Below are 25,779 nucleotides of genomic sequence, written 5' to 3'. Positions count from 1 at the left end.
ATGGCCTACCTGTATATCAAGGCGTTTCACCTGTTTTTTGTCGTGTCGTGGTTTGCCGGCTTGTTCTACCTGCCGCGCCTGTTTGTGAACCTGGCCATGGCCACGCCCGGCGCCGAGTACGACCGCCTGCTGCTGATGTCGCACAAGCTGCTGCGTTTCATGACGCCGCTGGGCGTGCTGGCCATGGTGCTGGGCCTGGTGCTGTGGCTGGGTTACGGCGTAAGCGGCGGCTGGCTGCACGCCAAGCTCACGTTGGTGGCTGGCCTGATCGCCTACCACGGCTACTGTTTCAAGCTGCAGCGCGATTTCGTGGCGCGGCAGAATACGCGCAGCCACGTGTGGTTCCGCTTCTTCAACGAGCTACCGGTGCTGGTGTTGCTGGCCGTGCTCATTCTTGTGATTGTGAAACCGTTCTGATGAAACTGCTGCTCCCCGCCCTGCTGGTGGCCCTGCTGGCCGGCTGCCAGCGCGACGACTGTACCGACGGCGTGTTCGTACTGTCCGGTGCCGACTGGGGCGACACCCCAGCCGCCACCACCGCTGCCCTGCCCGGCAAGCTGCTGCCCGGCCAGGTGCCCCCCGGCCTGCAGCGTGCCAGCGATGGTCACTACCCCGGCACCAAGGCCTACTGCAGCGTAATTGCCGCCCGCAGCGACTACAGTGACGCGCTGAAAGGCGGCCGCCTGCAGCCGGACCAGCCCTGGTATGTGTACCGGCTGGACGCGCGTTGGCCGCAGGATGTCTACCCTTACCGCGAGGCCGACTGGCGCCTGAAAGCTCCGGCTCGCCCCATCAAGAAAGAGGAATCCCATGGCAGTGGAAATTGAACGCCGCTTCCGCGTGAACAGTGACGCCTGGCGCGGCCTGGCCGAAGGCGTGCGCTACCGGCAGGGTTACCTGTCGGTAGAAAAAGAGCGCACCGTGCGCGTGCGGGTGGTGGGCGACCAAGCCTGGCTGACGCTGAAAGGCCAGATCAGCGACATCAGCCGCCACGAGTTCGAATACACCATTCCGGTAGCCGAGGCGCAAACCATCATGGACGCCATGTGCCCGATGGTGGTGGACAAGCTGCGTTACCGCATCGAACTGGGCGGTTTTGTGTGGGAAGTGGACGAGTTCTTCGGCGAAAACGCCGGCCTGGTGTTGGCCGAGATCGAGCTGCCGTCGGAAGATACGCCGTTCGATAAGCCGGCGTGGCTGGGCGAAGAAGTCACCTTCGACGGCCGCTTTACCAACGCCTACCTGTCGAAAAACCCGTTCAGTCGCTGGTAAGCGGTACGGCAGGTTGGCCGCCCCGCCTGTGGGCCGTCTCCAGCAATGGCCGCCACCCCTGTGGGTTGGCGGCCATTTTCATGCCTGCCTTGCGGGCACAGGCTGACCAATGGCGGCCAGCGCCCGGCCAAACAACGCGGCCAGCGCGCGCGCTTGCGGGTGCTGGCTGCCGGGCGGCCGGTACACCGCAAGCGGCACGGTGCCCAGCGGCGGCAGGCGCGGGTGGCGGCCGATATCACGCGTCGTGACCAGGTGTTTTTGACACCATGCCGCCCAACACCGACTAGGCCGCCCGTGACTGGCGTGGCGATTACGACCAGTGGCACGCGACGCCGGTGGCGCTGGGTCATCGGCTGCGCTACCTTGTCGGCAGTCCTCTTTGTCGGAGCCCTGCCATGCCCTATCTTGCCACCTATTCCCCCGACGCGCCCGACCGCGCCACGCTGGACGCCCTGCCCGGCCCTGTTTTGCTGGAGTTCGGCGCCGGCTGGTGCCCGCATTGCCAGGCGGCGCAGCCGGCCATCGAACAGCTGCTGCAACAGGTGCCGCAGTGGCAGCACGTGAAGGTGGAAGACGGTGCCGGGCGGCGGCTGGGGCGTACTTTTCGCGTCAAGCTGTGGCCCACGCTGATCCTGCTGCACGGTGGCGTGGAGCTGGGCCGTGTGGTGCGGCCAACCTCGGCTGCCGAGCTGGCGCCGTTGCTGGCCTTGCTGCCGGCGGCGGGTTAGGCAAGCGTCGCTCCTCCCCTTTGGGTCGCAAAGCCGCAAGGCAGCAAGCTGTATTGCGGCCAACTATGGATGGCACGCCCCCTGACCGCCTGAACGCAGTGTTAGCGCCCGCCGGTGGCCTTGCGCGCCGATTTGCCGGACAATCCTGCCCTGACAAAGACGTCCGCCACAGGGCGCCGCGAATGGATACAGGTCAACGCCTGCCCCGGTAACTGACCGTATTCTGACCGACAGGATGCAGCACGGGGGCCCTGCGCCGCCCGATACCCCATTAGCCCGTGCGGCGTGCGACGCCGCCAGAAAGGAATACGATGTCCCGCAATCTCGAGCTGTTTGAACGTGGCAAGCAGGTGATCCCCGGTGGCGTGAACTCGCCGGTGCGTGCCTTTGGTCAGGTAGGCGGTACCCCGCGCTTCGTGAAGCGCGCCGAAGGGGCCTACTTCTGGGACGCCGACGACAAGCAGTACCTGGACTACGTGGGCAGCTGGGGCCCGGCCATCCTGGGCCACGCCCACCCCGAGGTGGTGAAGGCGGTACAGGACGCCGCGGTGGGCGGCCTGTCTTTCGGCGCCCCGACCGAAGGCGAGATCGAGATCGCCGAAGAAATCTGCAAGCTGCTGCCGTCGGTAGAACAGGTGCGCCTGGTGAGCTCCGGTACCGAGGCCACCATGAGCGCCATCCGCCTGGCGCGCGGCTTTACCGGCCGTGACCTGATCGTGAAATTCGAAGGCTGCTACCACGGCCACTCCGACAGCCTGCTGGTGAAAGCCGGCTCCGGCCTGCTCACCTTCGGCAACCCGTCGTCCGGCGGCGTGCCGGCCGATTTCACCCAGCACACGCTGGTGCTGCAGTACAACGACGTGCAGCAGCTGGCCGACACCTTCAAGGAGCTGGGCGACAAGATTGCTTGCGTGATCCTGGAGCCGATCGCCGGCAACATGAACCTGATCAAGCCGTCGGCCGAGTTTGTGCAGGCGCTGCGCAGCCTGACCGAGCAGCACGGCGCGGTGCTGATCTACGACGAGGTGATGACCGGCTTCCGCGTTGGCCTGCAGTGTGCGCAAGGCCTGCACGGCATTACCCCCGACCTCACCACCATGGGCAAGGTGATTGGCGGCGGCATGCCGCTGGCAGCCTTTGGCGGCCGCGCCGACATCATGGCCAAGATCGCGCCGCTGGGTAATGTGTACCAGGCCGGTACGCTGTCCGGTAACCCGCTGTCGGTGGCCGCCGGCCTCACCACGCTGCGCCTGATCCAGCAGCCGGGCTTCTTCGACACCCTGGGCCAGCGCAGCGCCCGCCTGGCGGCCGGCCTGGCCGACGCCGCCCGTGCTGCCGGCGTGCCGATGACCACCGACAGCGTGGGCGGCATGTTCGGCTTCTACTTCAGCGACCGCGTGCCCACCAGCTACGCCGAAGCCACGCAGTGCGACATCCCGCGCTTCAAGGCTTTCTTCCACGCCATGCTGGACGAAGGCGTGTACCTGGCACCGTCCGCGTACGAAGCCGGCTTCATCTCCATTGCCCACACCGACGCGCTGGTAGAAGACACCATCGCCGCCGCCGCTCGCGCGCTGGCCCGCATCTAAGCCTGCCGGCTGTACCGCTCCGCGCCGCCCGCGTCATGCCGGCGGCGTTTTTGCGTCTATTGCCAGCGTGTGTGCGTGGCACCCGGCGCCCGCTTCACGTAGTATTACGGGTTTGTCCAAGCTGCAGGGTTGGCCGCATCTTGTCGCCGCTTTGTGGTTTGGTTGGGATAATTGCCGTCCGGCAGCCGCTTGCCGGTGGCCATGTTTTACAGGCCTTATGACTGCGCTTTCCACCGATTTCACGCTGGACACCCTGCCCGCCCACACCATGGCCGTGCTGCATGCGCTGGCGCTGCTGCCGGCCGGCGAATCCAAAGCCGCGCTGCTGGCCCTGCTGCAGCTGAACCTGATTCGCGACGAGCACGGCAAAGCCGTCAACGGCGACAAATTGGGCGTAATCCTGGGCGACCTGGAACACCGCGGCGCCATCCTGCGCACCGCCGGCCTGCCCTACCGCATCGCGCCGGCGGCGCGCAACGCCGTGCTGCTGCAACTGATGGACGAGCAGGCCGAGCTGTCGGCCTGGGCCGAACTGCTGTGCGAACACCTGCCGTTGCCGCGTAACCAGTGGGACGTGCCGACCGCCACCGCCATCCAGCTGCGGCTGTGGTTGGCCATCCTGCAAGGCAAGGCCGAACCCACCCAGCAGTGGCTGGCGCAGTACCAGCAGCTGATGCAGGCCGGTGGCGCCACGCCGCAGCCGCCGTTCAAGCGCCTGTTCGCCAACGCCGCCGGCCGCCAGCTGTTCGACCGCCTCGACGACGACATCCAGGTGCTGCTGCTGCAAGACTACCTGCCGGACGCCAACTGGCGGCTGGACCACTTTGCCGAAGGCTACCGCTACGCGCTGTCGCGGCTGGACGACGGCTACCGCGACTGGGAAGACCTTACCGCCCAGCTGTTGCTGCAAAGCCTGTGGCGCGCCGACTTCGAGCAGATCCGCCAGCCCGGCGCCGAAGGCGACGGCCTGCCGGTGGCCCGCCTGTGCTACCTGCCGGTACTGCAAGGCCGCTTTGCCGAGGCGCTGTCGATGCTCGACACCTGGCTGGCCGACCTGCGCAGCCAGACCGGCAAGCGTACGGTAGACCTGCCGGCTCCGCTGACCGCTTTTCATTGCCTGGCGCTGATCGGCAGCCAGGACAAAGCGCGCCAGGCGCAGCTGAAGCAAGCCATCGCCAGCGGCATCCGTCAGCGCTTCGGCCACGGCTACTACGTGCTGCAACACCTGCTGGTGCTGCTGGAAGGCGGCGCCCTGAATGCCAACCTGCAACTGCCGGATGCCAGCGCCCTCAGCGGTGTGGACGGCCTGCTGGTGGCCTTGGCCGCCTACTGGCTGGACGCGCGCAGCGCGCGCACCCCGGCGTGGCAGCAGGCCTTGGCCGCCCAGCGCGACCTGATGCTGGAAGAAGGCTACGACTGGGTAGCCGAAGAGTGGGCCGCGCTGCTGGAGTACCAGTTCGGCGTGCGCCGCAGCCGCCCGGGCTGGCACGCCGAACGCGGCCTGCAGCCATTGGTGCAGGCCTGGCGTCGCCAGGAAGCCTGGCAGCACGCGCTGAACGCGCTGAAGCTGCTGGGTGCCGGCAAATCAACCGAGAACAAGGCAACCGTGGATAGCAAGCAAACCCGGCTGGCGTGGCTGCTCACGCTGGCCCCGCACGGCGCGCTGCTGGAGCCGCGCGAACAGAAACTGGGCGCCAAGAAGCAATGGAGCAAGGGCCGCGCCGTGGCGCTGCGCCGCTTGCTGGACGAGCCGGAGAGCTTCGACTACCTGCAGGAAGCCGACCGCCAGCTGCTGCGTTACATCCGTACCCACCACGACCAGCACCACTACGCCACCAGCAGCGCCTGGGAGCTGGACGCCGAGAAAGCCCTGCCCTGTCTGGTGGGCCACCCGGCCGTGTTCTGGGGCGATGCCCCCGATGTGCACATCGACGTGGTCGCCGGCAGCGTGGCGCTGCAACTGCAAGAAAGCGACGCCCAGATCCGCCTGCGCCTGTCGCCGGCCAAGATCACCGCCGACAGCGAAGTAGTGTGGGAAAAAGACACCCCGACGCGACTGCTGGTGTACAGCGTCAGCCGCGAAATCCGCCAGATCGCTGCCATTCTGGGGCGCGAGCTCACCGTGCCGGTAGCCGCCAAGGCGCAGCTGGTGGAAGCCGTCACCAGCATCGCACCGCTGGTGCCCATCCACTCCGACCTGCCCGAGTTGGCCGCCAACGTCGACGCGGTACCGGCCGACGGCACGCTGTACGCCCACCTGCTGCCATTGGCGCAGGGCCTGCGTCTGCAGCTGCTGGTGCGGCCGCTGCCCGGCGGTAGCTGGAGCCGCCCCGGCCAGGGCCTGGAAACCATCGTCGGCGAGCTGGACGGCCGCACGGTGCAGACCCAGCGCCGCCTGAAGGCCGAAACAGCCGCGCTGCAAAAAGTCCTGGACGCCTGTCCGGGCCTGTCCGCCGCCGAAAGTGACGGCCAGGAATGGCAGCTGCCGGACCCGCAAGCCGCGCTGCAAGTGTTGTCTGAACTGCAGGCGCTGGACGCCAGCTTGCTGGCCTGCGTGTGGCCGGAAGGCGAACGCATGCGCATCAAGGGCCGTCGCGGCCTGCCGCAGCTGGCGATGGGCCTGAAGCAACAGGGCGACTGGTTCGTGCTGAGCGGCCAGCTGACGCTGGACGACGGCCGCGTGCTGCAGCTGAAAGAGCTGTTGGCGCTGGTGCAGAACCAGCCCGGCCGCTTCCTGCAGCTGGGCGACGACGACTGGCTGGCGCTGACCGACGTGATGAAAAAGCGGCTGGACGAGCTGGCGCTGCTGGCCGACCACGCCGGCAAGGACGGGGTTTACCTGTCGGCACTGAACGCCCCGCTGCTGGCCGAGCTGGCCGGTGAAGTGGGCGAATTCGACGCCGACGACGGCTGGCAGCAACAGCTGGCCACGCTGGAAAGCCTGCGCGACTACCAGCCGCAGGTGCCGTCCACGCTGCAGGCCACGCTGCGCGACTACCAGCAGGAAGGCTTTGCCTGGATGTCGCGTCTGGCGCGCTGGGGTGTTGGCGCCTGCCTGGCCGACGACATGGGCCTGGGCAAGACGGTACAAACGCTGGCCATGCTGCTGGACCGCGCGCCGCACGGCCCGCAGCTGGTGGTAGCCCCTACCTCGGTGGCGCTGAACTGGATCGCTGAGGCCGCCCGCTTTGCGCCAACGCTGAAAGTACGCGCCTACCAGCAGCAGCGCACGCTGCTGGGGCTGGAGCCGATGGATCTGGTGATCGTCAGCTACGGCCTGCTGCAGCAGGACGCCGACGACTTTGCCAGCGTACCGTGGCAGACCGTGGTGCTGGACGAGGCGCAGGCCATCAAGAACGCCGGCACCAAACGGTCGCAGGCGGTGATGAGCCTGCAGGCCGGCTTCCGCCTGGCCGCCTCCGGTACGCCGGTAGAAAACCACCTGGGCGAGCTGTGGAACCTGTTCCGCTTTGTGAACCCGGGCCTGCTGGGCAGCCAGGAACGCTTTGCGCAGCGCTTTGCCACCCCGATCGAGCGCGGTGACAAGAACGCCCGCCGCGCGCTGAAGCAGCTGATCCAGCCCTTCATCCTGCGCCGGACCAAGAGCCAGGTACTGGACGAGCTGCCGCCGCGTACCGAGATCACGCGCAAGGTACCGCTGTCGGCCGACGAGCTGCACCTGTACGAAGCCATGCGCCAGCAGGCGGTGGAAAAACTGGACGAGCTGCAGGGCGAGGACGGCAAGCAGATGCAGGTGCTGGCCGAAATCACCCGCCTGCGCCGCTTCTGCTGCCACCCCAAACTGGCGTTGCCGGACTCCACGCTGTCCGGCAGCAAGCTGGCCGCGTTTGCCGACATCGCCGACGAGCTGCTGGAAAACGGCCACAAGGCACTGGTGTTCAGCCAGTTTGTCGACCATCTGGCCATCGTGCGCCAGCACCTGGACGAACGCGGCGTACGCTACCAGTACCTGGATGGCACCACGCCGGCGCGCGAGCGCAAGGCGCGCGTTGACGCCTTCCAGAAGGGTGAAGGCGACATTTTCCTGATCAGCCTGAAAGCCGGCGGTACCGGCCTCAACCTGACCGCGGCCGACTACGTGATCCACCTCGACCCGTGGTGGAACCCGGCGGTAGAAGACCAGGCCAGCGACCGTGCCTACCGCATGGGCCAGCAACGGCCGGTGACCATCTACCGCCTGGTAGCCGAGCACACCATCGAGGAACAGATCGTCGCCCTGCACCACGCCAAGCGCGACCTGGCCGACAGCCTGCTGTCCGGTGGCGACATCAGCGCCAAGCTGGACGCCGAAGCGCTGCTGGCCTTGCTGCGCGGCGAGGGTTAAGCCCGCCACTGGCGATCACCGAACACCCAGCCCACCATCCGGTGGGCTTTTTTTACGCCTGCGGCCAACCTTGCAGTCACGTATCGGTCACGCAAAGTTTGGCCGCGCGGCGGCGTCACGATTTGTCACGTATCGATTGCCCGTCGTGCCAAGGCTTGCTAGCTGCGATGCCGGCCGTACACTGGCTGCGCCACACCGCCACACCGCCACACCGCCACACCGCCACACCGCCACACCGCCACACCGCCACACCGCCACACCGCCACACCGCCACACCGCCACACCGCCACACCGCCACACCGCCACACCGCCACCGCTGATGGGGAATTTGCTGTGCCGGCCGGCCTGCCTGTGCCGGCGGTCACACAATGGCAAGCGCTGGCGCAGCAAGTAGGTGTGATTGTGTTAATTGTATTAAATTGAGCATTGTGAATTAATACATATGGTGTGACGAATAGTATTAATTGTATGGTTGAAGTGTGTTTTGTGTGATGTTAACGACGGGCTTTCCGAAAGCGTCAGCTGCAACAAGGCATTGCAGCCGGATTGACGTGTGTTAATGTATGAGTGTGTTGTGCGGCGCATACACACACCACTGGCAATTGTATGTATTGTTTGTATTAATACATACTTGCGTGTATGATTGCACGCTTTCCCCGTCACCGGAGCCCGCCATGACCGTTCTGCCCGACTTTGAAAGTGCCGAATTTGCCCCGGCGCTGAAGGCATTGCGCAAGCAGTTGCAGTTGTCGCGCACCGCGCTGGCAGCACAGGTGGGCTTGTCCACGGCGGCGATCCAGCGCTATGAAGCGCAAGACAGCAGCAACATCAAACCCAGCCGCGATGCCTACGAGCGCCTGTGCAAGGTGTTGGCCGAGCTGCAGCAGCAGGCGGGCGCGCGTGCCCCCGCCTCGCCGCCGCCCCGGCCCGTGGCGGCCAACCCGGCGACCCCGGTGGCGGCCAACCCGGCTGCCGCAACGCGCAGCGAGCCGGTGCTGGCCCCCGGCATCCTGCTGGCCGACGCCACGCTGGAGCAGCTGATTGCCCGTGCCAAGCTGCTGGGCGCCAAAAAGGTCACCATCGAGTTTTGACCCTTTGTGTGACGCATTGTGTGACGCTGCGCTGTCTGATTGGGTGTTTTGTATGATTCGTGACGCCTCCTGTCACAAAACATACTATGGCGAGCTGTCTCGCACCGTCTGTTGCTATTGCGCTGCCGCCGGCTACGGTCAGGCATGCGGAAACCCCGGGTTCCACGCCACTTCCCATAAAAAGCCGTCCGGGTCGCGGAAATAACCGCTGCGGCCACCCCAGAACACATCTTGCGCCGGTTTCACGATGCTGGCACCGCGTGCGGCCAACTCGGCCAGTACGTCGTCTACCTGATGCTTTTCACGCACATTGTGCGCCAGCGTAAAGCCCGGAAACGCCGTCGGCGGGCTGTCGGCCACGGTGGCGTCGGCGGCCAGCTCGGCGCGCGGGTACAGTGATAGCCAGGTTTTGCCCAGCTTGAAAAAGGCCACGCCGGCGCAGTCCGGCATCGGTACCTGCGGCAGTTGCAGCACGTCGCGGTAAAAGGCGGTGGCGCGGGCCAGGTCGGCCACGCCCAGGGTGACAAAGCTCAGTCTTGCTTCCATGGTGTTTCTCCGTCGCTTGCCCTGGTGTTGGCCGCGTGGGTGGTGCTGCGGCAACGGCGGCTAGCGGTGCCAGGGTTGGTGGGTTTGCCGGTACAGCCGCTCGCGGGCGTGGTCGCCGGCGTCGCTGTGTTGCAGGAAGGCGTCCAGCGAGGCGGTGTCCGGCCAGGCGGAGGGGCTGTCGGCAAGGTTGACGATGCGGTCGATACGGAAGTGGCGGTAGTCGTGGCGCAGCAGGCACCAGGCGGCCAGCGTCCAGCGGTCGCCCCAGAAAAACAGCCCTAGCGGTGCCACCTCGCGCTGGGTGGCGTTACCGGCCTCGTCCTGATAGTGCAGCAGCAGGCAGTGCCGTTGCTCGCAGGCGGTGCGCAACGCCGGCAAGGTGTGCAGCGGGTAATGGCCGCCAGGCGGCACGAAAAGCGGTGCCGGTGTCAGGCCGGCGCTGCCCAGCACCGCGTGGATCTTGCCCACGGCGCTGGCGGCGGCAGCGGCGGTGTCGGCGTCGGCCCAGCTGGCCAGCATGCGGGCGCCCACTTCCAGCGCGGCCAACTCGCCGGCGCTAAAGCTGAGCGGTGGCGGCGTAAAGCCGGCTTCCAGCCAGTAGCCTTCTCCGGCTTCACCGTTTACTGGCGCGCCGCTGGCCAGCAGGTCGGCCATGTCGCGGTACACGGTACGCTGCGATACCTCCAGCCACTGTGCCAGCTGCGCAGCGGTGGTGCGGCGGCGCCCGCGCAGCAGCAGGAGGATTTGCAGCAGACGGTCAGCGCGGCGCATTCCGGCGGGCTAAATCAAGGACAGCGTCGATGCTGGCGCGGGCCTGCGGGCTGTTTTGCCAGCAGCTGCTGCGCAGTAAGGCGGCGATCTGCTGACAAAGGCTGGCGCTATCGGCGTTGGCCAGTTGCGCCAGCGAGTGATAGCCCAGTTGCTCCAGGCGGCGGATGACGGTAGGGCCAACGCCCTTGAGTGCCAGCATGGCGGCGTATTCATCGGCAGGGAATGGCATGCGACGTGGTACTCCTAGTGTTGATAAGCTGGCGGGTGCCATGGACTGACTCAGGCGGTACTGTGCAGGCCTACGACATGACCTTCGCTGTCGGCAAACAGCCCGAAGCAGCCATTGTTGCCGGGCAGTGTCATCGCAGACAGTAGCATCTGCCTACCTGTGGCTACTATACGGGCCAACACAGTATGGATATCAGGACTACCATCCAGATAAACACGGCGGCCTTGTGCCGATGGTTGCATGTCTTCGCTGGCGATGACGCAGCCCCCGCCATTGGGAAACATGGCAATGGCATCGTTCATGACTTCTGCGACTTTCAGTTCCACGTGGAACACTTGCGGGTAGAAGCCAATGGCACGGTCGAAGTTGTTGGTGGGCAGTTCGAACCAGCGAATCAGGCTGTTCAGGCTCAGGCTCCCCGCTTAAGTGGGCACAGTATGCGTGCTAGGTACTGACAGCATGCTGTCAGCAGGTGTGCTACGCACTTGTTGCAGTGGCAAAACGGCAACAGGAGTATGGTGGGCGGCGCATATTTCTCGGCGTGGTTTTGGCTTTTACGCCAAGCGTACGCGCCGTGCGTATCATTTATCGATTACGGTAAAGGCAGCTGGGGGCCGTTGCGAGATTGCCGCTGGCCTGTGCTTGATTCTATCGAAACGAAAAGGCATGACAGAGAACGCATCACTGCATGAGTCGGCTATGCTCAAGCGCAAAATTGCGCTGGCGTTGCGTCGTTCGCGTCGTTGCCACGACAACGGCCAGCATCAGATCGGGGTTCACGCTGCCGAAGAAGCCTTGCGGTTGTGCCGTTTGCCACAGCACCAAGCGCAGTGGCAGCAGGCGATGGCCGAGTTGGCGCATCACCAGTTCCGTATGGGGCATTTTGCCGATGCCGTACGCAACGGGCTGGAAGTCGCCGCTACGCTTGATTTTGCCCGTCAGGCAGCCGCGCGAGCCGATGTCTTGTGCGTGGTAGCGATTGCCTGCAATGAGATGGGACTGATGCAGGATGGCCTGAAATATGCACTGGAAGCGCTAGCGGCTGCCCGTACCAGTGAAGACCCCCAGCTGGCCATTTTGGCCTTGAACCGTGCCGGTGTCTGCACCTACGGTGCGCTGGCCGATCTGGAGCAAGGGGTACAGCTATTGCAACAGGCAGCCGGGCAGGCCCATGCGGGTGGTTATCACACCGCATTGTTTGCGGCGCTAAACAATCTGGGCACCCTGCACAGCAGTGAAGGCCGCAAGTTGCTGCAGCAGGGTCATACAGTGTCTGCCCACGCGCAGCTACGTACTGCGCTGGACTACTACCACCAGGCTTGGCACAGCGTGGCGCACCACGATAATCGTCATCAGTGGGCGATGTTGCAGACCAACCTGGCTGAGGCCTATGTGGACCTGGGTGAGTACGAACTGGGCAGCGCTGCGTTGGCTGCCTTGCGTACGGCGCTGGCTGGCAGCGACTTTCATTCCTTGCAACGTAATGCGGATCTGATCGAGGCGTCGCTGTTGCAGCGTACCGGCCGCCTTGACGAGGCCGTAGCAGCATTGCAACACATGTTATCGCTGCCTGGCAGCATGATCGAGTTCGAAATGCGCCAGTTTGCCCAAGAGCAGCTTTATCAGCTGTACAAGCGCAGCGGTCAGTTCGAGCTGGCGCTGGGCCAGCTGGAGGCGTTGCGTCGCAGCGAGCAAGAGCAGAATATCCAGCGCAGCAGTACCCAAGGCTGGGCCATCCGCAAGGAGCTGGAAATCACCAGCGCGCAGTTGGCGGCGGAGCGTGAGCGCTTGCAGGCGGAGCATCAGCGTTTGCGTGCCGCCCAGCTGGAGGCCGAAAAAGTGGTTACCGAGGCACGCATGAGCGAGCTGGAGCGCGCCGTGCTGATCGACCCGTTGACCGGTGTTGGTAACCGCCGCTGCCTTGATCATGAGGGGCCATCCAGGTTGGCCGCACTGGCCGGCCAGCCACATGCCGGAATAGCCGTGGTGGTGCTGGATCTCGATCATTTCAAATCCATCAATGACCGTTTCGGTCACACGGTAGGCGATGAGGTATTGAAAAAAGTGGCGCAGATCATTGCGCTGCGCACCCGCAGTAGTGACTTGACCGTACGCTTTGGTGGCGAGGAATTTGTGCTGTTGCTGAACGAACCATCACTGGAAAATGCGCTGGCGTGCTGCGAGCGCTTGCGGTTGGCCATACTGGATTATTGCTGGCACGAGGTACACCCTTTATTGCACGTCACCGCCAGCTTTGGTGTGCAGTGGTGCCACAGCCCGCAGCCTTGGGAGCAGGCGCTGCGGCAGGCCGATCTGGCGCTGTATCAGGCCAAGCGCCACGGTCGCAACCGCTTGCAGCTGGCCACGCTCAATTAGCCAGTATGCACAAGCAAGCCGCCCATCGGGCGGCTTGGTTTTTTTGCGGTCAACGTAGGCGCCAAGCCGCCGCCTGGCGGTTTGCAAAGACAACGCCTGCTGGTGTGGCCAGCAGGCGTTGACGTGCCACGGCGCTACAGCAAATCCAGCCTTTGCTGCCAGCGCAGCAGCCAGCGTTCGCGCGAACGCGGGTCGGTCTGGTCTTCCTGCCACTCCAGCGCTAGCTGCCTGTCTTTGGCCGCTTGCCAGCGCAGGCGCACGCCCAGTACTTCCGGCTGGTGGCGGCTGTTGCTGATGCCGGCTTCGCTGGCCAGGATCGCTGCGTTGTTGCCGCTCAGCGTATGGCGCAGGCGCAGGCGCTCGTAGCGCAGTGCAGCGTCCAGGCCCCACGGCAAGGCGTAGCCTGCGTCCAGCCCCAGCCAGTCGCTGCGGCCATCATAGTTCACCCGGCCGGTGGGGCTGGCCAGCGTGCCCTGCTCGCGCCGGCTGCCGACGGCACCGCGTAGCGTGACACCGTACAGTTGGCCGCGGGCGGCCAGCTCCAGCCACTGGCCGTCGCCGTTCAGGCAGGCCAGCGTGCTCTGGCAGCCGCTGGCGCCACCGTGGCTATGGCTGTGGCCATCGCCGGCCAGCGCATTCTGCAGTGTCACGCGCGGGGTGTCGGCGGCGGTCAGGCCTAGCTGCAGCGGGCCGAGGTCCTGCTCCAGCGCCAGCAACCACAGCCCGGCTTGTGCGCCCGCACGACGGGTGCCGGGGTTGCTTTCACCGCGCAGGGCGGACAGTGTCAGGCGGCGGCCTGGTTGCTGCAGTTGCAGTGCCAGCCCGCTGTCGTGCCAGTGGTCGTGGCCACCGGTGAGCAGGGTGTCGCGCAGACTGCTGCGCCCCCACTCGTCGGCGGCCAGCGCCTGTGCCGGGCTAAAGCGGCCGGCTTGCAGCGCAAGCTGGCCTGGGGTGGCGGCCCAGCGCAGCCAGGCCTGGTCGTTGGCCAGCTGTTCGCGCTCGCGGTCGTAGCTGACTGCCCAGTACGTCTGTAGCTGGTCGTGCCAGCGGGCATGCCAGTCCAGCGTGCTGCGGTCGGCGTTAAGCTCGCGCAGGCTGGCGGCGGCCGGGTGGTCGATCTGGCTGAGGGCGGCTGGCGCGTGTTGGCTGCCGCGCCCCTGGCGCAGATCCAGGTTCAGCGACAGCTGTTGTGCCGTTACGGCGCTGCCCTCGGCACCATCGTGCGCCACGCTGTCGTGTGCCCAGCTGCCAGTGCTACTGGCCAGCAGGGAAAGGATTGCTAAAGCGCGGGCTGGTAAGGAGTGTGTCATCGCTAAGGGTCTTCAGAAAGGCAATAATGTCCTGCTTGTCCTGGGCGCTCAGGTTGATGCGCGCGATCAGGTCGCTTTTGTACGGGTTCAGCCGGCCGTCACCGGCGTGCGGCCCGCTGGTGAGGTTGCGGCCACCGGCAGCGTAGAAATCCAGCACCTCTTCCAGCGTGGCGATGCTGCCGTCGTGCATGTAGGGCGCCGTGTTGGCGATATTGCGCAGGCTGGAGGCACGGAAGGCGCCCATGTCGGCCGGCAGGCTGGTGAACTCGAACAGGCCGCGGTTGGGGAAGGGAAAGCCGCCTTGGCCATCGATGTTGTACAGGCCGGTGTTGTGGAAGGCGCGATTGACCTCGGGGCTACCCAGGTGGTTGGTCTGGTCGTTGAAGTTGAAGCTGCCGTGGCAGTGGAAGCACTCGGCGGTTTCGCCCATGAACAGCTGCATGCCACGCAGCTCTTCTGCGCTCAGCACGGCTTTTTTCTGCAGGTAGCGGTCGTATTTGCTGTCAAAACTCACCAGGCCGCGCTGGAAGGTGGCAATCGCCTTGATGATGTTGCCAAAGGTGATCACGTCACCGCTGCTGCCGAATACCTCGGCAAAGCGCTGGCGGTAGTCGGCGTCGGCTTTGATGCGTGCCAGAACGGTGTCTTTATTGCTGTCGTCGATGCCCATTTCCACCGGGTCGGTGCCAAACAGCGGTACTTCCATCTGCCGCTCCAGCGTAGTGAGCGAGGGGTTGGCCCAGGTATAGGTGCTGTGCCAGGCGCTGTTGGCCAAGTGCTGCGCGTTGCGGTGTGTCAGCTCGCCGGTGCTGCCGGGCGATACCGCCAGGCCGTCGGTAAAGGCCTTGTCCTGATGGTGGCAGCTGGCGCAGCTTTGCGTGCCATTGCCGGACAGGCGCTTGTCGTAGAACAGCTGGCGGCCCAACTGGAACTTGGCTTCGCTCATCGGGTTGTCAGCGGGCACGACCGGGGTGGGCACGTCGGCCGGTAGGTTCCATTGCCAGCCGCTGCTGCTGCGCGACGGGTCGATGACGGTGGTGCCGCCGGCACCGCCGCCGCCCAGACAACCGGCCAGCAGCGCACTGCTGGCCAGGGAGATCAGCAGTGCTCGCATCATTTGCTTTCTACACGGAAGGCCGGCACGTTGCTGCCGTCCGCCTTGGGCTGGCCCTGGTTACCGCTGCCAGCCGGGTTGGCCGTCAGGTACAGATCCAGCTTGTCGAAGACCGCCGGGCATTCCGGGTCGGTGCTGCCGCTCATGCAGCCGACGGCGCCGCCACTGTCTTGCGACAGGTTGCTGCCGGCCAGCAGCTGCTGGATGTCCAGCACCACTTGCTGGCTGGACGGGTTGAAGGCAGCAAACTTCACCGCTCCGCGATTGGGGTTGCTGCAGCTTACGCCCAGGCCGGTGGTGGCATCGCCGCCGGTGCAGTTGGTCGAGCCAAGGTGAATGTTGAACGTGGTGGCGGTGGTGGGCGGGGTGGTCGGGCGGGCGACGCCGCCTACCGGGTTGACTTCCACCTTCATGAACTTGCGGCCAACCTGCCAGCTCCAGGCCATGGCAGCAATGTTTAGCGGCGCCGGTGCCGTGGCGGTGGGCAGGTGGTTCATGCCGACGGTGCTGCCACTACTATTGGTGGCGGTGGACGGCACGCCAACCTGGAAGCTCAGGCCGACGTAGTTACCGCTATCGATGGTGCCTTGCACCAGATTATTGGTGGCAGCAGTGCCGGCGCTGGCGCAGGCGCCGGCGGCGTTTTCAAAGTCCAGCAGCGCGGTATCCAGGTATTGCCATTGGCCGTCCTGGGTCAGTTTTACCGGCACGGCGTTGCCCTGAGTGGTGATCAGCTTGACGTCGTGTACGTAAAAGCGCGCGTCTTTCAGGTCGGCGCTGACCGCACCCGTGCCCAGGCTGCTGATGGCGTTGCCGCAGCTAACACTGTTGTTACCGGATTTCAGGGCAAACTGGATGCTGACCGAGGTGGGGCTGCTCGTGTTTGTCGTGCTGGTGCTGGCCGTCGCAGTGGTCTCGCCGCCACCCCCGCCTCCGCCGAGGCAGGCGGTCAGCAACAGTGGCAGGGTGGCGAGCGGAAGCAGTGCAGTGCGCATGAAAGGTTCTCCTTTGTGTCAATGTTGATACAAAGGAGGATTATCCCGATGCATGACGTCATGCTAGTGCGACAAATTGTCGCGCCAATGCGGCCAAACGTCGCAGATCGTGCCAGCTTTTGCGCTAGATCAGGCTTTTTGCGCAGTGGGCAAGCGCTTTTCCATCATCTGGTACGGTGTGCCGCCGAGGCCGGATTCGGCAAAGCCCTGGCCCAGGTACAGCTGGCGGCCAACGTGGTTGTCGGCGCGCACTTCCAGTGTCACCTTGGCGCAGCCGCGTAGCGCGGCCGCCTGTTCCACCGCTTGCAGCAAGGCCTTGCCCAGCCCCAGGCCGCGTGCGGCAGGCAGCACCGACAGGTCGTGCAGATTACATACCGGTGCGGCGTAGAAGCTGGAAAAACCCAGTACGCACAGCGCGTGGCCGACCGCTTCGCCGTCGCGTTCGGCGATCAGGGCAAACAGGCCGGGGTGGCGGCCCAGCGCGGCAGGCAGGTGCTGGCGTGCCTGTGCGGACAAGCCCTCGCCGCCGCCCATGGCGTCGCGCGCGTAAGCGTCGGTCAGTTGCATCAGCAGCTGGCAGTCGGCAGGGTCGGCCAGGTTGGCCGCACGCAGGGTGATGCCGCTCATGGTGCCGGGCTGGTGTGGTTTTGTGCCGGTGCCTTGGGCAGGTAGAGCGGGCCTTTGTAGCCGCAGGCAGTGACGGCAAGGCTGAGCAGGGCAAGCAGCAGGAGGTGACGCATACGGATTCCGGGGGCTATGGCAAAATGGCAGTCTATCAGGCCCGCCCGCCAGCCCCAAGCGCGTGGCGGCCAACCTTGTTACAGGATGCCACCCATGACCGAAAGTGATTTTCTCGACCTGACCGACCGCATCTTCCGTCGTATCGAAGACGCGCTCGAAGAGGCCGGCCTGGATACCGACTGCCTGATCAGCGGCAATGTACTGGAGATCGAGTTCGACGACGGCGCCAAGATCGTGGTGAACCGTCACGTCCCGAACCAGGAGCTGTGGATTGCCGCCAAGAGCGGGGGCTTCCACTTTGCGCTGCGCGATGGCCAGTGGTTGGCCGCCCGCGACGGTGCAGAGTTTGGCGCCACGCTGTCGCAGGTGGTCAGCACCGCTGCCGGCGAAGCGTTCCGCTTTGTCGTATAAATGACGGAGCTGGCGTGGCTGGCCGGCTTGGCCGCATCGGCCTTCCTGTCGGCCACCGTGTTGCCGGGCAATTCCGAACTGGCGCTGGCTACCTTGCTAAGCCAGACGCCGCAGCTGCTGTGGCCGGCGCTGCTGGTGGCCAGCGTGGCCAACACCGCCGGCAGTACCACCAGCCTGTGGCTGGGGCGGCGGGCGCCAGCCAAACCGTTGCCGCCGCGCACCGCGCGCTGGTTTGCCCGCTTCGGCCCGGCGACCTTGCTGCTGAGCTGGGTGCCGTTGCTGGGCGACGCGCTACCGTTGGCCGCCGGCTGGTTGCGCTTGCCCTGGTGGCCCTGCCTGGGCTGGCTGGCGGCCGGCAAGACGGCGCGTTATCTGCTGTTGGCCTGGGGGCTGCAGCAGTGGCAATAAGCGCGGTAGACGGCCTGGCGTACGCAACTGGCTGCCGTGTACGGAAATCCGGACGCCCGCCGCGGCGGTGACACCGATACAATAGCGTTTTGCCGACGCGATTTGCTGCGCCGACTCTGGCGGCAGGCAGCGTCCCCGGCAAGCCGATTTTGCAAGCTGCCACACCCTGCGCGGTGCGGGCGGCTTTCGTTTTTTGAAGAACTGAGCGTGCCATGAGCAAACACATTCCGCGTAAGCGTTTCGGGCAGAACTTCCTGCAGGACCAGCGTGTCATCGAAGACATCGTCAATGCCGTCGGCGCCAGCCGTAGCGACGTGGTGGTGGAGATCGGCCCGGGTCTGGGTGCGCTGACACGCCCGCTGTTGCAGCGTCTAGACCATCTGCATGTGGTGGAAATCGACCGTGATATCATCAGCCGTCTGCGCGGCGAGTTCGATCCGGCACGGCTTTCCATCCATGAAGGCGACGCGTTGGCCTTCGATTTCGGCAGCGTGTGCGATGGCCGTTTCAAGCTGGTGGGCAACCTGCCGTACAACATTTCTACCCCGCTGCTGTTCCATCTGGCCTGCTACGGTGACCGTGTCATCGACATGCATTTCATGCTGCAGAAAGAGGTGATCGACCGCATGGTGGCCGAGCCTTCCACCGCCGATTACGGCCGCCTGACGGTGATGTTGCAGTACCGTTTCGACATGGAACAGATCTTGCTGGTACCACCGGGAGCGTTCTACCCGCCGCCGAAGGTGGATTCGGCGGTGGTACGGATGATTCCGGATGCCGGCCGTTGTGGTGTCGCCGACGACGAAGTGCTGCTGGAAGAGGTGGTTTCCCAGGCGTTTGCCCAGCGCCGCAAGACGCTGCGCAACAACCTCAAGGGCCTGGTCAGCGACGAAGAACTGGCATCCATCGGTATCGATGCCGGCTGGCGAGCAGAGAATGTGAGCGTGGCGCAGTACGTGGCGCTGACCAACCTGATTGCCCGTCGCGGGTAACGATGTTGCAGTGCGCCTTGAGTGTGCACTGCCGGCTGTACACAATCCGGAACATACCGGCCTGACACAAGACTGCCGCAGGCAGCAGCCAGGCTTACGCTAACTGGTGGGAAAAGAGAGAAACCATGATTCGTTTCAACAATGTGCACAAATGGTTCAAGGACCTGCACGTCCTGAACGGCATCAATCTGCAGGTACAGCAGGGCGAGGTCGTGGTGGTGTGCGGGCCGTCCGGTTCGGGTAAGTCCACGCTGATCCGCACCGTGAACCAGCTGGAAAGCATCAATGAAGGCGAAATCTGGGTAGACGGCGTCAACGTGGCCGACCCCAAAACCAACCTGAATGCGCTGCGGGCCGAAGTGGGCTTCGTGTTCCAGCACTTCAACCTCTACCCTCACCTGTCGGTGCTGGAAAACATCACCTTGTCGCCTATCAAGGTCAAAGGCACCGCGCCGGCAGCGGCCGAAAAGCAGGCTGTGGCACTGCTGGAGCGCGTTGGCCTGGCGCACAAGAAAGACGCTTTCCCGTCGCAGCTGTCCGGCGGCCAGCAGCAGCGCGTGGCCATTGCACGCGGCCTGGCCATGGAGCCGCGCGTAATGCTGTTTGACGAACCTACCTCGGCACTGGACCCGGAAATGATCGGCGAAGTGCTGAAGGTAATGAAGGATTTGGCCGAGTCCGGCATGACCATGATGGTGGTGACTCACGAAATGGGCTTTGCCCGTGAAGTGGCCGACCGCGTGGTGTTTGTCGATCACGGCCAGATAATCGAAGAGGCGCATCCGGAGCACTTCTTCACCAACCCTCAGCACGATCGCGCCAAGCAGTTCCTGCGCCAGCTGCTGACACCGATGAACTAAACCACAGTAAGCCGCACCGGTGTCGGCGCGGCCTGATAATAAAGTCACATCCTTCCGAGAAACTGGAGAAACTTATGCGTTTTACTACCCGTCTGCTGACCACTGCTGTCATCGCTTCCGCCTTTGCTGCCCCGGCGATGGCCAATACGCTGGAAAAAATCAAGGAATCCGGCGTGATCGTGCTGGGCCACCGCGATGCCTCTATCCCGTTCAGCTACCTGGCTGACGGCCCGAACCCGGTAGGCTACTCGCATGACCTGCAGCTGAAAGTGGTTGAGGCTGTGAAAAAGCAGCTGAAAATGCCGAACCTGCAGGTGAAGTACAACCTGGTGACCTCGCAAACCCGCATTCCGCTGGTACAGAACGGTACCGTGGACCTGGAATGTGGTTCCACCACCAACAACCTGGAGCGTCAGAAGCAGGTAGCGTTCTCGGTAGGCATCTTTGAAATCGGCACCCGCCTGATGACCGCCAAGACCTCCGGCGTCAAAGACTTCCCGGATCTGAAGGGCAAGAACGTGGTGACCACTGCCGGTACCACTTCCGAGCGTCTGCTGCGTGCGATGAATGCCGAGAAACAGATGGGTATGAACATCATCTCTGCCAAAGACCACGGCGAATCGTTCCTGATGCTGGAGTCGGGTCGTGCTGCAGCCTTCATGATGGATGACGCGCTGCTGTACGGTGAACTGGCCAAGGCCAAGAACCCGGCCAACTGGGTAGTCACCGGCAAGCCGCAATCGTTTGAAATCTACGGCTGCATGATGCGCAAGGACGACCCGGCCTTCAAGAAAGTGGTAGACGACGCTATCAAGGCCACCTTCAAGTCTGGCGAAATCAACAAGATCTACAGCAAGTGGTTCATGAACCCGGTACCGCCGAAAGGCCTGAACCTGAATTTCCCGATGTCTGACGAGCTGAAAGAGCTGATCGCCAAGCCGACCGACAAGTCTGCCGAGCAGATGTAATCCCTGCATGAACACCCAAGCGGGTTTGTTCAGGTTGCGGCCAACGTAACCGGGCCGGGGGCAATGCGCCCCCACCCGCTTGCGAAGGGGCGCGGCTTGCGCCCCTTTTTCTTTGGAGAAGTGTATGAATTACAACTGGGACTGGAACGTGTTCTTCAAGCCCACCGGCATCGGCAGCGAGATTTATCTCGACTGGTTCGTATCCGGCCTGGGCTGGACCATCGCCGTGGCCCTGGTGGCGTGGATCTTTGCGCTGATTATTGGCAGCGTGCTGGGTGTGATGCGTACGCTACCAAGCAAGGTGCTGTCGGGCATTGCCACCGCGTATGTCGAACTGTTCCGTAACGTACCGCTGCTGGTACAGCTGTTCATCTGGTACTTCATGGTGCCGGACTATCTGCCGGAAGCGACCCAGATCTGGTTTAAGCAAGAGCTGAACCCGGCGACTTCTGCCTATATCTCGGTGGTGGTGTGTCTGGCACTGTTTACTGCGGCCCGTGTTTGCGAGCAGGTTCGCACCGGTATTCAGGCGTTGCCCAAAGGCCAGAGTGCTGCTGCGCTGGCAGTGGGTTTCAGCCTGCCGCAGATGTATCGTCACGTTCTGCTGCCCCAGGCATTCCGCATCATCATCCCGCCGCTGACCAGTGAATTCCTGAACATTTTCAAAAACTCGTCGGTGGCGTCGCTGATCGGTTTGATGGAACTGCTGGCGCAAACCAAGCAAACTGCCGAGTTTTCCGCCAACATGTTTGAGGCATTTACCCTGGCCACCGTGATCTACTTCGTGCTCAATATGAGCCTGATGACCATCATGAGCTGGGTGGAGAAGAAAGTGCGCATTCCCGGCATGATGGGAGGAGCCAAATAATGGATTTCAGCCAGATTATTCCGTCGATGCCGGCCCTGATGGACGGCATGCTGATGACGCTGGAACTGCTGGCGTTGTCGGTAGTAGGGGGTGTGGCGCTAGGTACCGTGCTGGCGCTGATGCGTCTGTCCAGCAACCCGTTGCTGTCCGGTTTTGCCAAGGCCTACGTCAACTACTTCCGTTCCATTCCGTTGCTGCTGGTCGTCACCTGGTTCTACCTGGCGGTGCCAATGCTGCTGAACTGGATTACCGGCAGTTTTGTCTCGGTGGGGGCATTCACCTCCTGCCTGGTGGCCTTCATGATGTTCGAGGCGGCTTACTATTGCGAGATCGTGCGTGCCGGTATCCAGTCCATCTCCAAGGGCCAGGAAAACGCCGCCTACGCACTGGGCATGAACTACGGCCAGGCCATGCGTCTGATCATCCTGCCACAGGCTTTCCGCAAGATGATGCCGCTGCTGCTGCAGCAGTCCATCATCCTGTTCCAGGATACCTCGCTGGTGTATGCCGTAGGCCTGATGGACTTCCTCAATACCGCCCGCTCCAAGGGTGATATCGTTGGTCTGCCGCACGAGTTCCTGGTGTTTGCCGGTGCGGTGTACTTTGTAATCAGTTTTGGCGCTTCCACCCTGGTGAAGCGTTTGCAAAAGAGGTTGGCAGTATGAGCATGATTTCCATCAAGAACGTCAGTAAATGGTACGGCGACTTCCAGGTGCTTACCGACTGCACGACCGACGTGAAAAAAGGCGAAGTGGTGGTGGTGTGCGGCCCGTCCGGTTCCGGCAAATCCACGCTTATCAAAACCGTCAACGCGCTGGAACCGTTCCAGAAGGGCGAGATCATCGTGGACGGCACCTCGGTTGGCGACGCCAAGACCGACTTGCCCAAACTGCGTAGCCGCGTGGGCATGGTGTTCCAGCACTTCGAGCTGTTCCCGCACCTGTCCATTACCGAAAACCTGACCATCGCGCAGGAGCGCGTGCTGGGCCGCAGCAAGGACGAGGCGCTGCAGAAAGGCCTGCATTATCTGGACCGCGTTGGCCTGAAGGAGCATGCCCATAAATTCCCGGGGCAATTGTCCGGTGGCCAGCAGCAGCGTGTGGCCATTGCCCGTGCGCTGTCGATGGACCCGATCGCCATGCTGTTCGACGAACCGACCTCGGCGCTGGACCCGGAAATGGTGAACGAAGTACTGGACGTGATGGTAGAGCTGGCTCAGGAAGGTATGACCATGATGTGCGTGACCCATGAGATGGGTTTTGCGCGCAAGGTGGCCAACCGTGTCATCTTCATGGACCGCGGCAGTATTGTGGAAGACTGCAGCAAGGAAGAGTTCTTCGGCAATATCGAGGCCCGTTCCGAACGTGCCCGTCAGTTCCTGTCCAAAATCCTGCAGCACTAACCCAACCGTGCTGGCGGTCATTCTGTGGCTGCCAGCATCGTGTTTCATGTGAAACTGTGGGTTCTGCCCTGCTCGCCCCTTCCTTGTCGAAGGGGCTTTTTGCGTTTTGTGCTCGCTGCCACGTTGCCTGCTCTGCCTGTGGTTAATGGCAGATTGGCATTAGCGAGACGCAGGCTGGTCGCGGCGCCGTGGCATATTTATTGAATGCCAACGCCCACCGTAAGACCTGCTGTTTTATCGAGATTTTGCTGTAACAAAGTCCTTACACGGGGTTCTGTTCGCCCGCTGCTTGGGCTACCATCCTTGCGTTCATCCCAGAATTCCAGCCATGTATTCCACGATTTATCTCGGGCGGCAGCCCATCGTCGACGCTCAGCAACAGCGTGTTGCTTACGAGTTGCTGTTTCGCTCGGGCCCGGAAAACCGTGCGTTGTTCCAGGACGATGTCAATGCGACGGCATCGGTGATTCGACACGCCTTTATTGACTTGGGTTTGTCGCGGGTGCTGGAAGGCTGCCCTGGCTTTATCAATGTTAGCGAGAAGCTGCTGTTCAGCCCGGTGTTGGACTTGCTACCGCCGGACATCATCATTCTGGAAATCCTCGAAACTGTCAGCCTGACCCCGTCTGTATACGAGCGTTGCATGCAGCTCAAAGCGCGTGGCTTCCAGCTGGCGCTGGACGATGTATGCGACATCAGCCCGGAAATGGCCCCCCTGCTACCGTTGGTGGATTATCTGAAGTTCGATCTGCAGCAAATCGACGCGGCACAGCTGCCGCCATTGCTGGCCAGGCTGCAAGGTTTCAAGGGCGAGTTGCTGGCTGAAAAGGTCGATACCTTCGAGCAGTTCGAGGCCTGTCGCAAGCTGGGGGTCCGCCTGTTTCAGGGTTATTTCTTTGCCCGCCCTACGGTGATGAGTCATAACCGCGCCCATCCGCATCGGGCCCTGCTGTTGCGCCTGCTAGGGTTGGTGATGAAAGACGCCGATGTGACCGAGCTGGAAACCGTGTTCAAGGCCGCACCAGACATGGTGGTGGGCCTGCTCAAGCTGGTCAATGCCGCCGAAGCCTATCGCAAGCCGGTAGGTTCTATCCGAGAGGCCATCATTACTCTGGGCTCGTCTCGTCTCAAGCGCTGGGCGCTGATTATCTTGTTTGCCGCTGACTGCCGCCCGTCACAAGGGCCCAGCCCATTGCTGGAGATGGCAGTGGTGCGTGGCCGGATGATGGAACTGTTGGCCGAAGATCTCGATATCGATGCCGACGAAGCCTTCATGACCGGTGTGCTGTCGCTGGCCGATAGCCTGCTGGCCACACCAATGGCCGAGCTGGTCGCCGGCCTGGCGCTAAGCCAGCAAGTGCAGCAGGCCCTGCTGGCTCATGACGGTACGCTGGGCGAACTGCTGTCGCAGGTCAAGCTGGGGGAGTGCCAGGAGCAAAGCTCGCCATTGCCGGATATGGATGCCGAGCGGTTCAACCAGCTGCAGTTGGCCGCGCTAGCCTGGGTACGCGAGACCTGGAGCCACGATTTCCTGAGCTAGGGTTGGCCGCAGAGTAGGATAGGCAAAAGCCGGCAATTGCCGGCTTTTGCATGCAACGGGTACCCGGATGAGGTCTAGACGATATCAAGGTGATCCAGCCCGTCCAGCGGATTGTGTTGCTTGGCTTTCTCGCTGTACAGCTTGATCTGCAGGCGCAGGTCGTTGATGGAGTCGGCGTTGCGCAGCGCATCTTCGTAGCTGACACGGCCAGACTCGAACAGCTCGAACAGTGCCTGGTCGAAGGTCTGCATGCCCGTCTCTTTGGAGCGACCCATGACTTCCTTGATGCCGCTGATCTCACCCTTGAAGATCATGTCGGAGATCAGCGGGCTGTTGAGCAGGATTTCCACCGCCGCAGTGCGCCCTTTGCTGCCTTTCAGCGGTACCAGCCGCTGCGAGATGATGGCGCGCATGTTCAGCGACAAGTCCATCAAGACCTGCTGGTGGCGTTCTTCCGGGAAGAAGTTGAGGATGCGGTCCAGCGCCTGGTTGGCGTTGTTGGCGTGCAGTGTGGCCAGGCACAGGTGGCCGGTTTCGGCGAACTGCAGGCCGTACATCATCGACTCGCGGTCGCGGATCTCGCCCATCAGGATCACGTCCGGTGCCTGGCGCAGCGTGTTTTTCAGCGCGATCTCCCAGCTTTCGGTATCCACGCCGATCTCGCGCTGGGTAATGATGCTCTTCTTGTGGTTGTGTACGTACTCGATCGGGTCTTCGATGGTGATGATGTGGTCGGCCGTGGTGCTGTTACGCCAGTCCACCAGCGCCGCCAGCGAGGTGGATTTACCGGAGCCGGTACCGCCGACGAAGATCACCAGGCCGCGTTTGATCAGCGCGATATCTTTCAGCACGTCGGGCAGGCCCAGCCCGTCCAGGGTGGGGATCTCGGTATTGATCTTGCGCAGTACCATGCCGGCGCTGCCCTGCTGCACGTAAGCGCTGACGCGGAAGCGGCCAATGCCGGGCGGGCTGATGGCAAAGTTGGCCTCACGGGTGGCTTCGAACTCTTCGGTCTGGCGGTCGTTCATGACCGAGCGCACCAGCTCCTTGGTGTGTTGGGCGCTCAGCGGCTGCGGCGCAACCGGGGTGATCTTGCCGTCGATCTTCATCGCCGGCGGAAAGTCGGCGCTGATGAAGATATCGGACGCGTTCTTGCTGATGGCGTGCTTCAGCAAGTCGTGGATGAATCTCGATGCCTGGTCTTTTTCCATTGCCTACTCCGC

28 protein-coding genes are annotated in these 25,779 nt (G+C 63.4%); 18 read left to right on the top strand and 10 right to left on the bottom strand.

Annotated features, from left to right (window positions below; all coding sequences use genetic code 11):
- The 8 genes from ACK4FZ_RS10450 to ACK4FZ_RS10415 all read left to right on the top strand — a co-directional run bounded on the left by ACK4FZ_RS10450 (window position 1) and on the right by ACK4FZ_RS10415 (window position 9,025).
- On the top strand, window positions 1-417 hold the full coding sequence (locus tag ACK4FZ_RS10450) for a CopD family protein (RefSeq protein WP_409820593.1): 417 nt from the start codon (window positions 1-3) through the stop codon (window positions 415-417).
- Window positions 417-827, top strand: coding sequence for a DVU_2496 family lipoprotein (locus ACK4FZ_RS10445; protein ID WP_409820591.1), 411 nt, complete (start codon window positions 417-419; stop codon window positions 825-827). The genes ACK4FZ_RS10450 and ACK4FZ_RS10445 overlap by 1 nt, the downstream gene beginning before the upstream one ends.
- Window positions 811-1,272 carry a CYTH domain-containing protein gene (locus ACK4FZ_RS10440; protein WP_409820589.1) on the top strand — a complete coding sequence of 154 codons (462 nt, stop codon included), beginning with the start codon at window positions 811-813 and terminating at the stop codon, window positions 1,270-1,272. Before ACK4FZ_RS10445 ends, ACK4FZ_RS10440 begins: the two co-directional genes overlap by 17 nt.
- 395 nt (window positions 1,273-1,667) lie before the next feature.
- Window positions 1,668-2,000 carry a thioredoxin family protein gene (locus ACK4FZ_RS10435; RefSeq protein WP_409820588.1) on the top strand — a complete coding sequence of 111 codons (333 nt, stop codon included), beginning with the start codon at window positions 1,668-1,670 and terminating at the stop codon, window positions 1,998-2,000.
- 311 nt (window positions 2,001-2,311) lie between these two features.
- Entirely contained in the window at window positions 2,312-3,589 is a 1,278-nt protein-coding gene (gene hemL / locus ACK4FZ_RS10430; RefSeq protein ID WP_409820585.1) for a glutamate-1-semialdehyde 2,1-aminomutase, read from the top strand.
- A gap of 217 nt (window positions 3,590-3,806) precedes the next feature.
- The gene (locus tag ACK4FZ_RS10425; RefSeq protein WP_409820583.1) at window positions 3,807-7,934 is read left to right on the top strand and encodes an SNF2-related protein; all 4,128 of its coding nucleotides are present in this window, start codon (window positions 3,807-3,809) and stop codon (window positions 7,932-7,934) included.
- 167 nt (window positions 7,935-8,101) lie between these two features.
- Complete coding sequence (locus tag ACK4FZ_RS10420) at window positions 8,102-8,254, top strand: hypothetical protein (protein ID WP_409820581.1); 153 nt, start codon at window positions 8,102-8,104, stop codon at window positions 8,252-8,254.
- Between the two features lie 354 nt (window positions 8,255-8,608).
- Window positions 8,609-9,025: a helix-turn-helix domain-containing protein gene (locus tag ACK4FZ_RS10415; protein WP_409820579.1), complete on the top strand. Its 417-nt coding sequence runs from the start codon at window positions 8,609-8,611 to the stop codon at window positions 9,023-9,025.
- Window positions 9,026-9,163: 138 nt separating this feature from the next.
- Here ACK4FZ_RS10415 and ACK4FZ_RS10410 read toward each other — a convergent pair whose 3' ends face one another.
- The 4 genes from ACK4FZ_RS10410 to ACK4FZ_RS10395 are packed head-to-tail and all read right to left on the bottom strand — an operon-like array spanning window position 9,164 to window position 10,873.
- Window positions 9,164-9,571 carry a VOC family protein gene (locus ACK4FZ_RS10410; protein WP_409820577.1) on the bottom strand — a complete coding sequence of 136 codons (408 nt, stop codon included), beginning with the start codon at window positions 9,569-9,571 and terminating at the stop codon, window positions 9,164-9,166.
- A gap of 60 nt (window positions 9,572-9,631) precedes the next feature.
- On the bottom strand, window positions 9,632-10,342 hold the full coding sequence (locus tag ACK4FZ_RS10405) for a helix-turn-helix transcriptional regulator (protein WP_409820575.1): 711 nt from the start codon (window positions 10,340-10,342) through the stop codon (window positions 9,632-9,634).
- Window positions 10,329-10,571 carry a recombinase RecA gene (locus tag ACK4FZ_RS10400; protein ID WP_409820573.1) on the bottom strand — a complete coding sequence of 81 codons (243 nt, stop codon included), beginning with the start codon at window positions 10,569-10,571 and terminating at the stop codon, window positions 10,329-10,331. Before ACK4FZ_RS10400 ends, ACK4FZ_RS10405 begins: the two co-directional genes overlap by 14 nt.
- A 50-nt stretch (window positions 10,572-10,621) precedes the next feature.
- Window positions 10,622-10,873, bottom strand: coding sequence for a VOC family protein (locus ACK4FZ_RS10395; RefSeq protein ID WP_409820571.1), 252 nt, complete (start codon window positions 10,871-10,873; stop codon window positions 10,622-10,624).
- A 397-nt stretch (window positions 10,874-11,270) separates the two neighbouring features.
- Between ACK4FZ_RS10395 and ACK4FZ_RS10390 the strand changes: the two genes are divergently transcribed.
- On the top strand, window positions 11,271-12,947 hold the full coding sequence (locus ACK4FZ_RS10390) for a diguanylate cyclase (protein ID WP_409820569.1): 1,677 nt from the start codon (window positions 11,271-11,273) through the stop codon (window positions 12,945-12,947).
- A 134-nt stretch (window positions 12,948-13,081) separates the two neighbouring features.
- Here ACK4FZ_RS10390 and ACK4FZ_RS10385 read toward each other — a convergent pair whose 3' ends face one another.
- From ACK4FZ_RS10385 to lptM, 5 genes are all read right to left on the bottom strand, one after another.
- Complete coding sequence (locus ACK4FZ_RS10385; protein WP_409820566.1) at window positions 13,082-14,257, bottom strand: hypothetical protein; 1,176 nt, start codon at window positions 14,255-14,257, stop codon at window positions 13,082-13,084.
- Window positions 14,202-15,374, bottom strand: coding sequence for an MbnH family di-heme enzyme (locus ACK4FZ_RS10380; protein ID WP_409820562.1), 1,173 nt, complete (start codon window positions 15,372-15,374; stop codon window positions 14,202-14,204). Before ACK4FZ_RS10380 ends, ACK4FZ_RS10385 begins: the two co-directional genes overlap by 56 nt.
- Window positions 15,371-16,366: an MbnP family copper-binding protein gene (locus ACK4FZ_RS10375; RefSeq protein WP_409820559.1), complete on the bottom strand. Its 996-nt coding sequence runs from the start codon at window positions 16,364-16,366 to the stop codon at window positions 15,371-15,373. The genes ACK4FZ_RS10380 and ACK4FZ_RS10375 overlap by 4 nt, the downstream gene beginning before the upstream one ends.
- 129 nt (window positions 16,367-16,495) lie before the next feature.
- Window positions 16,496-16,993, bottom strand: a complete 498-nt coding sequence (locus tag ACK4FZ_RS10370) for an N-acetyltransferase family protein (protein ID WP_409820556.1) — start codon at window positions 16,991-16,993, stop codon at window positions 16,496-16,498.
- Entirely contained in the window at window positions 16,990-17,106 is a 117-nt protein-coding gene (lptM, locus tag ACK4FZ_RS10365) for an LPS translocon maturation chaperone LptM (RefSeq protein ID WP_144370701.1), read from the bottom strand. Before lptM ends, ACK4FZ_RS10370 begins: the two co-directional genes overlap by 4 nt.
- A gap of 94 nt (window positions 17,107-17,200) precedes the next feature.
- Between lptM and cyaY the strand changes: the two genes are divergently transcribed.
- The 9 genes from cyaY (at window position 17,201) to ACK4FZ_RS10320 (ending at window position 24,556) form a co-directional block, all read left to right on the top strand.
- Complete coding sequence (gene cyaY / locus ACK4FZ_RS10360) at window positions 17,201-17,518, top strand: iron donor protein CyaY (RefSeq protein WP_144370702.1); 318 nt, start codon at window positions 17,201-17,203, stop codon at window positions 17,516-17,518.
- Window positions 17,519-17,926, top strand: a complete 408-nt coding sequence (locus ACK4FZ_RS10355) for a YqaA family protein (protein WP_409820553.1) — start codon at window positions 17,519-17,521, stop codon at window positions 17,924-17,926.
- A 212-nt stretch (window positions 17,927-18,138) separates the two neighbouring features.
- On the top strand, window positions 18,139-18,918 hold the full coding sequence (rsmA, locus tag ACK4FZ_RS10350; RefSeq protein ID WP_409820552.1) for a 16S rRNA (adenine(1518)-N(6)/adenine(1519)-N(6))-dimethyltransferase RsmA: 780 nt from the start codon (window positions 18,139-18,141) through the stop codon (window positions 18,916-18,918).
- Window positions 18,919-19,043: 125 nt separating this feature from the next.
- Window positions 19,044-19,778 (top strand): amino acid ABC transporter ATP-binding protein, encoded by a 735-nt coding sequence (locus ACK4FZ_RS10345; RefSeq protein ID WP_409820550.1) that lies wholly within the window; start codon window positions 19,044-19,046, stop codon window positions 19,776-19,778.
- A 74-nt stretch (window positions 19,779-19,852) separates the two neighbouring features.
- Window positions 19,853-20,746: a glutamate/aspartate ABC transporter substrate-binding protein gene (locus ACK4FZ_RS10340; RefSeq protein WP_409820548.1), complete on the top strand. Its 894-nt coding sequence runs from the start codon at window positions 19,853-19,855 to the stop codon at window positions 20,744-20,746.
- 124 nt (window positions 20,747-20,870) lie between these two features.
- Entirely contained in the window at window positions 20,871-21,614 is a 744-nt protein-coding gene (locus ACK4FZ_RS10335; RefSeq protein WP_409820546.1) for an amino acid ABC transporter permease, read from the top strand.
- Entirely contained in the window at window positions 21,614-22,279 is a 666-nt protein-coding gene (locus ACK4FZ_RS10330) for an ABC transporter permease subunit (protein WP_409820544.1), read from the top strand. Before ACK4FZ_RS10335 ends, ACK4FZ_RS10330 begins: the two co-directional genes overlap by 1 nt.
- A 2-nt stretch (window positions 22,280-22,281) precedes the next feature.
- Window positions 22,282-23,016 carry an amino acid ABC transporter ATP-binding protein gene (locus ACK4FZ_RS10325; RefSeq protein ID WP_409820843.1) on the top strand — a complete coding sequence of 245 codons (735 nt, stop codon included), beginning with the start codon at window positions 22,282-22,284 and terminating at the stop codon, window positions 23,014-23,016.
- A gap of 328 nt (window positions 23,017-23,344) precedes the next feature.
- Window positions 23,345-24,556, top strand: a complete 1,212-nt coding sequence (locus ACK4FZ_RS10320; RefSeq protein WP_409820542.1) for an EAL and HDOD domain-containing protein — start codon at window positions 23,345-23,347, stop codon at window positions 24,554-24,556.
- Window positions 24,557-24,630: 74 nt separating this feature from the next.
- On the opposite strand, the gene ACK4FZ_RS10315 is transcribed toward ACK4FZ_RS10320, so the two are convergent.
- On the bottom strand, window positions 24,631-25,767 hold the full coding sequence (locus ACK4FZ_RS10315) for a PilT/PilU family type 4a pilus ATPase (protein WP_409820540.1): 1,137 nt from the start codon (window positions 25,765-25,767) through the stop codon (window positions 24,631-24,633).
- Window positions 25,768-25,779: the final 12 nt, after the last annotated feature.

Source organism: Vogesella sp., assembly GCF_046297735.1.
Lineage (GTDB): Bacteria > Pseudomonadota > Gammaproteobacteria > Burkholderiales > Chromobacteriaceae > Vogesella > Vogesella urethralis.
The sequence above is the reverse complement of the archived record's forward strand: the minus strand, read 5'-3'. Positions and strand labels throughout refer to the sequence as shown.

Excerpts from the sequence above, each read along its gene's own strand:
- ACK4FZ_RS10450 (WP_409820593.1), top strand. The coding sequence starts at position 1 with ATGGCCTACCTGTATATCAAGGCGTTTCACCTGTTTTTTGTCGTGTCG.
- ACK4FZ_RS10445 (WP_409820591.1), top strand. The coding sequence starts at position 417 with ATGAAACTGCTGCTCCCCGCCCTGCTGGTGGCCCTGCTGGCCGGCTGC.
- ACK4FZ_RS10440 (WP_409820589.1), top strand. The coding sequence starts at position 811 with ATGGCAGTGGAAATTGAACGCCGCTTCCGCGTGAACAGTGACGCCTGG.
- ACK4FZ_RS10435 (WP_409820588.1), top strand. The coding sequence starts at position 1,668 with ATGCCCTATCTTGCCACCTATTCCCCCGACGCGCCCGACCGCGCCACG.
- hemL (WP_409820585.1), top strand. The coding sequence starts at position 2,312 with ATGTCCCGCAATCTCGAGCTGTTTGAACGTGGCAAGCAGGTGATCCCC.
- ACK4FZ_RS10425 (WP_409820583.1), top strand. The coding sequence starts at position 3,807 with ATGACTGCGCTTTCCACCGATTTCACGCTGGACACCCTGCCCGCCCAC.
- ACK4FZ_RS10420 (WP_409820581.1), top strand. The coding sequence starts at position 8,102 with ATGCCGGCCGTACACTGGCTGCGCCACACCGCCACACCGCCACACCGC.
- ACK4FZ_RS10415 (WP_409820579.1), top strand. The coding sequence starts at position 8,609 with ATGACCGTTCTGCCCGACTTTGAAAGTGCCGAATTTGCCCCGGCGCTG.
- ACK4FZ_RS10410 (WP_409820577.1), bottom strand. The coding sequence starts at position 9,571 with ATGGAAGCAAGACTGAGCTTTGTCACCCTGGGCGTGGCCGACCTGGCC.
- ACK4FZ_RS10405 (WP_409820575.1), bottom strand. The coding sequence starts at position 10,342 with ATGCGCCGCGCTGACCGTCTGCTGCAAATCCTCCTGCTGCTGCGCGGG.
- ACK4FZ_RS10400 (WP_409820573.1), bottom strand. The coding sequence starts at position 10,571 with ATGCCATTCCCTGCCGATGAATACGCCGCCATGCTGGCACTCAAGGGC.
- ACK4FZ_RS10395 (WP_409820571.1), bottom strand. The coding sequence starts at position 10,873 with ATGAACGATGCCATTGCCATGTTTCCCAATGGCGGGGGCTGCGTCATC.
- ACK4FZ_RS10390 (WP_409820569.1), top strand. The coding sequence starts at position 11,271 with ATGCTCAAGCGCAAAATTGCGCTGGCGTTGCGTCGTTCGCGTCGTTGC.
- ACK4FZ_RS10385 (WP_409820566.1), bottom strand. The coding sequence starts at position 14,257 with ATGACACACTCCTTACCAGCCCGCGCTTTAGCAATCCTTTCCCTGCTG.
- ACK4FZ_RS10380 (WP_409820562.1), bottom strand. The coding sequence starts at position 15,374 with ATGATGCGAGCACTGCTGATCTCCCTGGCCAGCAGTGCGCTGCTGGCC.
- ACK4FZ_RS10375 (WP_409820559.1), bottom strand. The coding sequence starts at position 16,366 with ATGCGCACTGCACTGCTTCCGCTCGCCACCCTGCCACTGTTGCTGACC.
- ACK4FZ_RS10370 (WP_409820556.1), bottom strand. The coding sequence starts at position 16,993 with ATGAGCGGCATCACCCTGCGTGCGGCCAACCTGGCCGACCCTGCCGAC.
- lptM (WP_144370701.1), bottom strand. The coding sequence starts at position 17,106 with ATGCGTCACCTCCTGCTGCTTGCCCTGCTCAGCCTTGCCGTCACTGCC.
- cyaY (WP_144370702.1), top strand. The coding sequence starts at position 17,201 with ATGACCGAAAGTGATTTTCTCGACCTGACCGACCGCATCTTCCGTCGT.
- ACK4FZ_RS10355 (WP_409820553.1), top strand. The coding sequence starts at position 17,519 with ATGACGGAGCTGGCGTGGCTGGCCGGCTTGGCCGCATCGGCCTTCCTG.
- rsmA (WP_409820552.1), top strand. The coding sequence starts at position 18,139 with ATGAGCAAACACATTCCGCGTAAGCGTTTCGGGCAGAACTTCCTGCAG.
- ACK4FZ_RS10345 (WP_409820550.1), top strand. The coding sequence starts at position 19,044 with ATGATTCGTTTCAACAATGTGCACAAATGGTTCAAGGACCTGCACGTC.
- ACK4FZ_RS10340 (WP_409820548.1), top strand. The coding sequence starts at position 19,853 with ATGCGTTTTACTACCCGTCTGCTGACCACTGCTGTCATCGCTTCCGCC.
- ACK4FZ_RS10335 (WP_409820546.1), top strand. The coding sequence starts at position 20,871 with ATGAATTACAACTGGGACTGGAACGTGTTCTTCAAGCCCACCGGCATC.
- ACK4FZ_RS10330 (WP_409820544.1), top strand. The coding sequence starts at position 21,614 with ATGGATTTCAGCCAGATTATTCCGTCGATGCCGGCCCTGATGGACGGC.
- ACK4FZ_RS10325 (WP_409820843.1), top strand. The coding sequence starts at position 22,282 with ATGATTTCCATCAAGAACGTCAGTAAATGGTACGGCGACTTCCAGGTG.
- ACK4FZ_RS10320 (WP_409820542.1), top strand. The coding sequence starts at position 23,345 with ATGTATTCCACGATTTATCTCGGGCGGCAGCCCATCGTCGACGCTCAG.
- ACK4FZ_RS10315 (WP_409820540.1), bottom strand. The coding sequence starts at position 25,767 with ATGGAAAAAGACCAGGCATCGAGATTCATCCACGACTTGCTGAAGCAC.